This window comes from Pseudanabaena sp. SR411 (assembly GCF_002251945.1).
Lineage (GTDB): Bacteria > Cyanobacteriota > Cyanobacteriia > Pseudanabaenales > Pseudanabaenaceae > Pseudanabaena.
In genome coordinates, this window is record NZ_NDHW01000254.1 from 1 (window position 1) to 10109 (window position 10109).

Here is a 10109-nt window from a genome sequence, read left to right on the forward strand (position 1 = left end):
AGATACCACTAAAAGATACTTTGGCTGGCATATTTGAGTTCTTTGCTGAACATATTCCCAACTATTTGCATGGTTATGTTCTGGCTAAGCTTTCGGTTCAGGCTCGTCATAAGTTGTTCTCAACTTTGGCTGTCTTGGCGGTTAATGAGTAATTATTGCTGCTGAACTTGTCCAATCTACGGTTTTATTCAATAGTTTGTTGGTCAGCAATTGTTTCGCGATCGCACTTTCATCATCGGTGAGAAACTTAGCTAGATGGCTGGCATAGGATGGCTTTGTCTGAGACTTGCTAAACCATCGGTTTAATAAAGCCGTAGAAATTTGCATGGGTGTAGTAATGCGTTCTACTTCTATTTCAACAGTTAAACCTACTTTCTCAAAAGCCGATCGCAAATCATCAATATCCCAATTTGTCATCGAGTCATCAGGATTGGCATAGATTGCTTCTTCTGCTTGCATCCAGCGATCGCCAAATGTATCGGGTAAATTTATTAACTTATAAATTCGCTGCGTGTGTTTGGGAATTGATTCATAGAGAGCGATTTTGCCATGAGGTTGTAAGAGATTGGCTAATTGCTGAATGCAAGCTAATTTGTCTGGTTCACGTATTAGTGCGTTATAGCCAATAATCGCTTCAAACTTCATAGAGGCGATCGCTTCAGGAAGTTCTATGAAAGAACCATGCATAACAATTGGGCGTAACAGTTCTGGTAAGCTTGCTGCTTGTTCTTGCAAAGCGATCGCTTCTGATTTTTGATAAGTTATTGCATAGACTCCACCTTCTGGAACCGATCGCAATGCTTCCCAAGTTAATAATCCTGTGGCGGCATTTAAGTTGAGAACTACATCATGACGTTGTAGCGATAACTTGGAGAATAGGCGATCGCGTATTGTTGCTAATCTCTCACCTGCCTGTCCGATGGTGCGTTGTAACCAGCGATCGCTTTTAGTATCCGTGGGACTAAAGGTAAGTATTTCAGGCAATTCTACAACTACACCGCTTACCATTGCGGCTAATTGAGCTTCACGGCGACGTTCTACTTGTAATTTAATTGCAGCTTCTGCACCTTGATCTGATGGTTGATAAAATACCTGTCCTTGCAAACTGCTGGGTAAATATTGCTGCTCGATCCAATGGTCGCGATAGGCGTGGGGATAGAGATAGCCAGCACCATGACCGAATCCTTTTTTATCACGACTACTATCTTTGAGAGGATTGGGAACATCGGATTGACGTTCCTGCTCAACGGCGGCGATCGCATCAAAGAAGCCCATGAGACTATTGGATTTGGGAGCATTGGCAAGATAGAGTGTGGCTTGGGCTAAATGATAGCGCCCTTCGGGTAAACCAATGCGGTCAAAGGCTTCAGCACAAGCATTCACCACCACCACTGCTTGCGGGTCAGCAAGTCCGATATCTTCGCTCGCTAAAATTAGTAATCGGCGCAAAATAAAACGCGGATCTTCTCCCGCATAAACCATTTTGGCTAACCAATAGAGCGCAGCATCAGGATCGGAACCGCGCACACTCTTGATGAAAGCGCTAATCGTATCAAAGTGAGCATCACCTTCTTTGTCGTAGAGAACGGCTCTTTGTTGAATTGATTCTTCGGCTACGGCTAAAGTAATGGCGATCGCGCCATCTTGATCTGGATCTGTTGTTTCGACTGCTAGTTCCAATGCATTTAGCAATGACCTTGCATCACCATTGGCGACATTGGCTAAATGGGCGATCGCTTCTTCAGTAACATTTACTTTGAGGTTGCCATAACCTCTTTGGCGATCGCTAATTGCTTGCTCTAATACGCGCCGCAAATCCGCTTCGGTTAATGGCTTTAATTGGAATAATCGCGATCGGCTGACTAATGCTTTATTTACTTCAAAGAATGGATTCTCGGTAGTTGCACCGATGAGAATGATCGTGCCATTTTCTACCCAAGGCAGTAATGCATCCTGTTGGGATTTGTTGAAGCGATGCACTTCATCGACAAAGAGGATCGTGCGTTGATTGTGATAGCCACGTTGGGTTTGGGCGGTTTCGATCGCTTCTCTGATTTCTTTTACACCTGCGAGGACGGCATTGATGGCGATGAAGTGAGCGTTGGTGGTGTTGGCGATAATCCTTGCTAGGGTGGTTTTGCCTGTGCCAGGGGGACCATAAAAGATGAGGGATGATAGACGATCTGCTTGTATGGCGCGGCGGAGTAGTCTTCCTTGTCCGAGGATATGTTCTTGTCCGATGAATTCATCGAGGTGGCGCGGACGTAGGCGATCGGCGAGGGGTGCTTCTGATGCGGTGATTTGTTGGCGATGGTTCTCGAATAGGTTCATGGATAATTTAAGGTTGGTAAATCCATTGTGCGCGATTGTTTAGCGATCGCTTGGCTAAAGATAGCATCCCATCCAAAATTGGCTGACTGACATGAGTAGGAAAGTCCTCTGGTAGGACTGTATTTACCTGAGCGACTACATCACCAACTTTTGTCAGCATCTCCTCTAGAATTACGCTTGCCTTTGCTTCTGAAAAATTAACTGCCTTTGCTGTCGAGATAAAATGCCTTGGTTGAATTGAGTTCCAATTGTAATAGTTGGTCTTCTCTCCTCTAAGTGACATGGACATCTTGACGTTACGCTTAGATAGAGACTTGTTTTTGATGAATGGATACACGGAAATTACATCATATAGAGGCGTTAATCTGTAGCTGCCGCCTTGCTTAATGTAAATACTGAAGTTCTTACTATGTCCATCTGTGGCGGCTAATAGCCAAAATAGAATTTGACTGCGAAAAAATTTCTCATGATCGCCATTAGCATCTTCGGAACCGAGTAATATTTTCATGATTTCACTGATTCCTGCTCCGCCTTGATTTTGATATTTCAAGTTTGGCGACATTCCTAATGCTTGGCACATATCCTCTTGAGGAAGCCTGATCAACCATCGTCGATCTTGAGACCATCGGCGATCGAAGCGCTCTACAACTAATACTTTGACATCATCGAAATGTTGGACTTGAGCTTCGGCTGTGGGTAATCCAAATGCTTTGGTGATTTGGAGACATAGCCATTCATTCTCGCAGCTATCACTCATGTTTAGATTGTCATTAGGAATTATGCCAATAGAAAACTTGAAGATATGACTGGTGGGCGTAGTGCCGATGGGACGACACCATTTTCCTTGATGCCAAAGTAAGGCAGTTTTCTCTTGAGCGCCTGCGATCGATATACGGAAATCGTTGTTGTTTTTGTTTATGCCTATAGGAGTTGCTTTATATTCTTTCAAATATCTGGCAACTTCATCCGTTGACATTGGCTGTGCTTGAGTTGTCTCTATAGTTTGGGGAGTGCCTTCCTGACAAATTTGGATCGCTCCAACGCAGTCGGCTCCGATCGCTGTTAATAGGTCGAATGGCTGTGAGGTGGAGATGCTAAAGCGTTTTTGAATTCTTGCTCGAATTTCTCGACTATCTGGTAGCAAGTTATCGAAAAAGTTATAGACAAGATCTCCTTCATATGGCTGTCTGCGTAAGGGCATTGATAAAGAGATGGGACGCGCTCCGTCAGTTTCTAGCCATTCTTCATCATACTGAAAGTTCATCGCGCCACTGGGTAAGTTTTGCCAAGTGCCAACTAGATAGCCATTCATGAGGATATTGAGGCTATTAATGCGCCTTGTTCTTACCATTCTTCTTTCCATCCTTGTTTAAGCTTACGAGCTTCTTCCTTGGGAATAATCTGTATTTCTAGATCTAGGGCGGAGAATAGTTTAAATAGAGTTTCTAATTTTGTGCCTTCGGGGTTGTTTTCAAAGGCGGAGATAGTGGCTTGTTTGAGCCCTACCCGATCGCCTATTTCGGCTTGGCTTAATTTTTGTCTTTTGCGGCGATCGCGTAGATATTCAGCTAGTTCTTTGGAGGAGTGGATTAGCATAGTCTGATGCTTTTATCCTTTTTAGGGTATAAAACTAAGTTTATCCTTTGTAGGCTATAAAATCAAGTTTATCCTTTGTACGGGATAATATTTAAACTTTGGTGATCGCTAGGCGTTGCTACAATGCTTTTGCTATTTGTAAAACAACTTGTTCAGCTATATTTTTAATACGATCTCTAATTTTTTATATCTAGCGATCACAAAAAAAATATCAATCCTGTTCTGATGAAGGTAATCGACGACGAGCTGAGGCGATCGCTTATTGATTTTTTAATTGATAGGCGATCGCTTTTTATTTAAATATTGAATGTATATCTAACTAATACTAATTGTAATTATCAAAATTACTGTTGTTGTAACTAGTAAAAGTCCATAAAATATATAAATTGACGGTGCGAATAAAGCTTTGACGATAGGAATTTGTGTCTCACCTCTTGAAGGGTAAAGTGGATAAACTAATCCATCTGGAATTGATTGACTTTTAAAGCTATTTTTTATTAATTCTTGATTGTTTAAATATTCTGTAAGGACAGAAGCTTTTTTCATGCAGAAATACTGAACCCTCCAATACAAAGCTTCTAAAAACCAGAAGCTAATAATCACAATGTAACTAACCAGTATAACTGGATATAGCTTGATTGAGAAAGACCATCCTATAATGGCTGTCCAAATTCCAATTGCAGCAGTTTTTATCTGGATAAGATTAGATGTAAGATTTGCAATTTTTTTCTCTAACTCTTCAGCACCTTTTTGAAACATTATTAATTGAAATTCAAAAGGCTCCATCATTTGGTTAACCATCAAATATGTGATTATAGTTAACAAAATTATATAACTTTGTTAAACAAACTTGTAATCAAATAAAAATCATCATTATGGATTTGGATACGTTTTTATCTTGCGATAACGGTAAATCCTGCACCAAGTTCTAATAAAAATTTCTCCTTGCGATCGCAGATTTCGGGAAATATAGCCTGACACAAAATCTACCCTGCTAGTCTGGAAACGTTATGTCCGCGCCATTTTAGGATTGCGGCGGCTTGGGATTTGCGTAACATAAAGCGATCGCTATCTTTATGCAGGTTATCTAATTCGAGTCTTTCAGTATCAGTAAGGGCTGTATTTTGTTGTTTTGATAATAGGGATTCGTAGCGTTCCATTTCTAATTGAGTTTTTTGGCTACGAGCAATTTGCCATAGTGAATCGTCGTCAAGTCGATCTAAGCTGGCAAGGTCGGTTTGAAATTCTTCGGGTACGTCTTCCATGTGGGTGGACTGCCAATTTGCAAGGCTTGTAAAATTACATCTTCTAGCGATCGCTTGGTAGCTCCAGCCGCGATCGCTAGGTGTTGGTACAATGCTTCTGGTATTTGTAAAGTAACTATTTCAGCCATATTTTTCTCAATAACGTTAGATTTAATTTTCGCTAATTTCTACTAATGATTCGCCTGTAAGGATTGCTGTTGATAAATGGTCATCAATCCAGATGGTCATTAAAATTTTCTTCTCTATATCTCAGTTCCTTTTTGCAAAATTTCACATACGCAAAACAGGTTCTATCGCTTTCGTTCTATTAAACTTCGTGTTATATCTTCAACTGTATCATTACTCACCGTATAACCATTAAATGCTTCAAATAAAGGACGTGTGACTTGATGTACATACTGTGATAATGCTGATAAAGGTGTTTCTAAAGGTATATCAATAAAAGCAACAATTTCAGAATCAGTAGCAAAATAACGGTTGGGTATATCTCGTAACAGATTATTACTAGCCCAAGAACTAAGCTTTCGATTTTTCAATTTAGTCCATTTAAAAGCAAACGCAAGAGTAGTTGTATCTGAGGAATATCCCATCGATTTTGCAAAAGCTATACCAACTGCAATAGCTTCAACTGTTCTTATGATAGCTAAACTAAAGTCTAAAACTGTAAGTGCTTGAGGTGGATTTCTGCCTATATCATCCTCAAGCGCTCTTATAAGAAAGAACTTGCCTTTAGGGTCAAACCTCATAAAATCAATATGATTTGACCAGCCAGAGTTTAAGGTTATTAGTAGTGCTTCCCAAACTCCTTTGACTACACGAGGATGATGATCATCGTCAGCAAATGAACGGCTATCTAACCATACTGGCCAACCTGTATAGTCAGGATTATTGGAACTCAACAGATTAAGAAAATTTTGTGTAGTAGTATGCTGCGTTGGTATATCTCCTAACACAATTAAGCCCACTTCCCAAGAGCCATGTTCTGGTATGTTGCCAACTTGTCTCTCCTTTAGTGTCTCTCCATAGCGTTGTTCACTCTCTTGAAGATACTCTCTCAGTAAATTCTCATTAGATATTTCAGGTTTAATATTTCCAGCAATAGCAGTAGCGAAAACATTTACTTGATCTGAACTTATCCCATTAAGATGTCTTCTTATGAAACGACCAATATCTGCTTCACGATTATCAAAACAAATTTCCATAAGACTAGACCAATCTTTCGATTTTGCCTGTGTTGTGCTTGGAGTATTGTTGGAAGACAGTGATCGCACATAGACGGTATCTTCTCGGATTAATGGTTTACTTTGCTTATCTTTATCTTTAGAAAAAAGATCTGATTTTGCAACTACAGGAGTTTTAACACCAGTAGGAATAACGATTACTGGAAACTCTTGACCATCACGTTGTGGGAAATCTATATTGATTTCAAAAAGCTCAGAAGAGTGCTTAGATATTGCTCCTTGAATTTTGTCAATATTAAACATTTGTCTCACATTGCTTGGCGCATTATCAAGAATTGGCTCTAAAGTTTTGTCGTCAAAGCCAATCACCATGTAACCACCATTGTTATTACGCATAGCAAGAGCGGTTTTGATAATTTTTGCAATCCCATCAGGTTGATCGGGATCAATCCATGCTTTCATCTCTACAAAAAGATTTTCTTGAGGATGCTGGATTAACTCTTGTGTTCGTTCAGAACTGACTTCCATAAATTGAAATAGCTTGATTTAGAATTGATTATAGCTTGATCAACAAATAGTATGGGTAAACTTCATCTCTACCTTACTCCCTTAAGACTTTTACCGCGATTATTTTTGTCTACAAGGCTCTGTTAGCGATCGCGCTTGATGAGGGCAAAAGGCGATCATCAGCTAAACTAACACATGAGATCAACCTGAGAGTATAGATTCAAAACTATGAATACAAAACTAGTAGAATCATTAGCCCAAGTCATCGAATCCCTTGCTCCAGATGAATATGCCCTATTGCAAGAAAAACTAAAATCTCGCGCAATCCAGAAAACCATCGGCGTATGTGGAGGTCATGCAAGAATCCGTAATACCCGCATCCCCGTTTGGACAATCATCTCCCTCCAACAACAAGGAGCCGATACACCAGAGCTTTTACGCAACTTCCCATCATTAACCACAGACGACTTGAGCAACGCCCGATTCTATTACACTGCACATCAAGAAGAAATCGATCGCGCGATTATCTCTCACCAATACGAACAAGAGGAAGCGATCATTGGCTAGATTTTATTCCAACGAAAACTTTGCGATTGACATTGTGCAAATCCTGCGCGACTACGGTCATGATGTACTCACCTCCTACGAAGCAGAACAAGCAAATCAAGGTATTCCCGATCCTGAAGTTCTAAAATTTGCCGCAAATCAAAATCGAATTCTAATAACCTTTAATCGTGACGATTTTATCGATTTACATCGTAGTGGTATGAATCATAGTGGCATCATTATTTGTAAAGATGATCGCGACTATCAAGGACAAGCCAAATTTATCAATGACTTTTTACAATCTCAGACAACAGAACTTAGCGATCGCCTAATTCGCATCCAAAAGCAAAATCAACCCAAGTCCAGTACACCAGTATTTATCATTCGTGAATACTAAGGCATATTTACCGATCGCGCTTGATGATGACAAAAGGCGATCGCCAATTCCTACCTTACTCAACTGTTGATGTTTGAAGCGATCGCCATCCCTCCTATTAACCAATCAAAGCTTCCAACTGCTTTAACAAAGCCTCCAACTTCTTTTGCTTTTTCTCATCCTTCCAAACAGGCGAAGACTTTGCCGCCTTGAAAGTAGACTCAAACCGAGAACGTAGATCCGTTGGCTCATTAGCTAGAGATTTTTGAGAGCTTTCCTTGATCCTGCTCTTGATTTCATTTAAAGATAAACCATCAGCGATCGCCTCATCTAATAACTGCTTTTGAAGTACCGCATCCTTAACACCAGCAATCAACTTTGCCTTAGTATATTCAATCTTCCCCTCACGCAAAGCCTGAACCACAATCTCCGAAAGCTTCAGCAAAGGCAACCGATTCGTCACAAACGACTGCCAACTCATCCGCCCTAATTGTTCAAAAATTCGTTCGATTTGCTGGATTAGGATTCCATTGCCAAGCTCGTTATTATTATCTTCACCACTGATAATAACGTTATTATCAGTCTTAGCTAGATCGTCCTTGCCATTGATAATAACGTTATTATCAACCTCATCAAGATTATTGGAATCACTAAAATCTCTCTTGCTACGGTTATTCTGATTAAACAATTGACGCAGTAAATTAGGGATCTCATCTATGGGACGCGCAAGCTCAAGAGCTAAAAGATCGAGAATCCCCTCCGTTTCTTCAATGGGGTTGAGGTCTTCTCTCTGGAGATTCTCGACCAGCGCAATTTGCCAAGCCTCATTATTATCTAGCTCCCGCACAATTACAGGAACAGCTTTTAAACCTGATAGCTGAGCCGCCCGATAACGACGCTCACCCGCAACCAGTTCATAGCCACCCGCCGAACGAGGACGCACTAGTAGAGGTTGTAAAACTCCATGCTGTGCGATCGATGTAGCTAAGGTTTGCAATGCCTCTGCATCAAAATAGCGGCGAGGTTGCTTTGGTGGTAGATGAATATCAGTAATTTGAATTTCAACCTCAGCCTTAGGGTGATCGCTAGGCTCAGGAGATTCATCAACTTCAGGTGCAAGCCAAGGAGCGCTAGGAGCAGTGATGCGTCCGCTAAAAGGCTTTGTTGTTTTACGGGTCATGCCAGTTTCTCAATATGATCGATAATTTTGTTCATAATCTTTACAGCAGGATGCTTAGCTTGTAAAGCTGCTAGAGGCAATCTCTCTTCACTAGCATCAACGAATGCTGTAGCACGGGGAATCGCCTCAAACACTTTACCCCATGCAGAGAGTTGCTCATTCATTGCCTCAAGGGTACGAATGTCTGCGGAGTTGCGACCATCGTAGCGAGTTGGTACAAACCCAATCACTTGTAATTGTTTATTAGGTTTGCTTTTTACATAGGTGAGTGTCTGCAATAACTCATCGGTTCCCTCAAACGCTTTGAGATGAGTTTCTACAGGAACGAGAACATGGGTCGCGGCAACTAATGAAATATAACTTAGCAGCCCTAAACTTGGCGGACAATCGAGCAGAATATAATCGTACTGCTTCTGCACCAATTCCAAAGCATCTTTTAGCCGAAAATCGCGTAGAGAAGCGCTGACTAATTGCATCTCTGTAGCACTTAAAAAACGATTAGCAGGGACAAAATCCATCCCTAATAAATCTTTGTGAATTGGTAGTGCTTCTTCGTCAATAATTGCATTAGCAACTGTCTTGGTTAACTCAGAAGGTAGTAGCCCAACAAACTTAGTGAGAGACGACTGTGGGTCCATATCCACCAACAAAACTCGGTGATCGCGTCTAGCTATTTGGTAGCCTAAGTTATGGGTAAGCGTAGTTTTCCCCACGCCACCAGCTTGATTAAAAATAGCTATAGTTTTAGTCACAAATACTTTTAACCTCTGAAATGATTGGAAGTATGCCAATAATTTAACATCAGCTTGGTGTAAAGCTAAACAAAAAAGAAAAAAGAGTTGCGAGGCGAAGCGTTGCAACTCTTTTTTCTTCACTAAGCAATCCAAATCTCGCTTGCATTATAAAATTCTCCCCGTTGCTCAAGTTTGAAATCACCCAAAAGTAAACCCAACCAAATCTCCACTATTGGTAATTTCAAAGCCGTTTGTAAATCTAACAAGCGTATAGAACCCATTTGGTATCTTAGGAAGAGTAGAAAAAGGAGTCAAACATGGGATATAGCAGCAGCCTAAGCGATCAAGAGTGGGAGATTATAGAACCTCTGTTACCTAAAAAAAAGAAGACGA

Annotated in this window: 11 protein-coding genes; 2 read left to right on the forward strand and 9 right to left on the reverse strand. The window is 40.7% G+C overall.

Annotated features, from left to right (window positions below; genetic code table 11):
* Positions 1-141: 141 nt before the first annotated feature.
* The 7 genes from B9G53_RS25790 to B9G53_RS25815 form a co-directional block, all read right to left on the reverse strand.
* On the reverse strand, positions 142-2331 hold the full coding sequence (locus tag B9G53_RS25790) for an AAA family ATPase (RefSeq protein ID WP_094536285.1): 2190 nt from the start codon (positions 2329-2331) through the stop codon (positions 142-144).
* 7 nt (positions 2332-2338) lie between these two features.
* Positions 2339-3682 (reverse strand): type II toxin-antitoxin system HipA family toxin, encoded by a 1344-nt coding sequence (locus tag B9G53_RS25795; protein WP_094536286.1) that lies wholly within the window; start codon positions 3680-3682, stop codon positions 2339-2341.
* Positions 3676-3927 (reverse strand): helix-turn-helix domain-containing protein, encoded by a 252-nt coding sequence (locus B9G53_RS25800; RefSeq protein WP_094536287.1) that lies wholly within the window; start codon positions 3925-3927, stop codon positions 3676-3678. Before B9G53_RS25800 ends, B9G53_RS25795 begins: the two co-directional genes overlap by 7 nt.
* A 315-nt stretch (positions 3928-4242) precedes the next feature.
* Positions 4243-4728 carry a hypothetical protein gene (locus B9G53_RS25805; protein ID WP_141211903.1) on the reverse strand — a complete coding sequence of 162 codons (486 nt, stop codon included), beginning with the start codon at positions 4726-4728 and terminating at the stop codon, positions 4243-4245.
* A gap of 185 nt (positions 4729-4913) precedes the next feature.
* On the reverse strand, positions 4914-5192 hold the full coding sequence (locus tag B9G53_RS25810) for a hypothetical protein (RefSeq protein ID WP_217901681.1): 279 nt from the start codon (positions 5190-5192) through the stop codon (positions 4914-4916).
* Positions 5147-5320, reverse strand: a complete 174-nt coding sequence (locus tag B9G53_RS28205; RefSeq protein WP_217901682.1) for a hypothetical protein — start codon at positions 5318-5320, stop codon at positions 5147-5149. The genes B9G53_RS25810 and B9G53_RS28205 overlap by 46 nt, the downstream gene beginning before the upstream one ends.
* Before the next feature lie 162 nt (positions 5321-5482).
* Positions 5483-6901, reverse strand: coding sequence for a helix-turn-helix domain-containing protein (locus tag B9G53_RS25815; protein WP_094536289.1), 1419 nt, complete (start codon positions 6899-6901; stop codon positions 5483-5485).
* Positions 6902-7108: 207 nt separating this feature from the next.
* Here B9G53_RS25815 and B9G53_RS25820 point away from each other — a divergent pair, with 207 nt between their 5' ends.
* Positions 7109-7447: a DUF433 domain-containing protein gene (locus B9G53_RS25820; RefSeq protein WP_094536290.1), complete on the forward strand. Its 339-nt coding sequence runs from the start codon at positions 7109-7111 to the stop codon at positions 7445-7447.
* Positions 7440-7823 carry a DUF5615 family PIN-like protein gene (locus B9G53_RS25825; RefSeq protein WP_094536291.1) on the forward strand — a complete coding sequence of 128 codons (384 nt, stop codon included), beginning with the start codon at positions 7440-7442 and terminating at the stop codon, positions 7821-7823. Before B9G53_RS25820 ends, B9G53_RS25825 begins: the two co-directional genes overlap by 8 nt.
* Positions 7824-7920: 97 nt before the next feature.
* Here the strand turns inward: B9G53_RS25825 and B9G53_RS28865 are convergent, their stop codons facing one another.
* Positions 7921-8982 carry a ParB/RepB/Spo0J family partition protein gene (locus tag B9G53_RS28865; RefSeq protein ID WP_094536292.1) on the reverse strand — a complete coding sequence of 354 codons (1062 nt, stop codon included), beginning with the start codon at positions 8980-8982 and terminating at the stop codon, positions 7921-7923.
* Positions 8979-9734 carry a ParA family protein gene (locus B9G53_RS25835; RefSeq protein WP_094536293.1) on the reverse strand — a complete coding sequence of 252 codons (756 nt, stop codon included), beginning with the start codon at positions 9732-9734 and terminating at the stop codon, positions 8979-8981. Before B9G53_RS25835 ends, B9G53_RS28865 begins: the two co-directional genes overlap by 4 nt.
* Positions 9735-10109 lie beyond the last annotated feature (375 nt).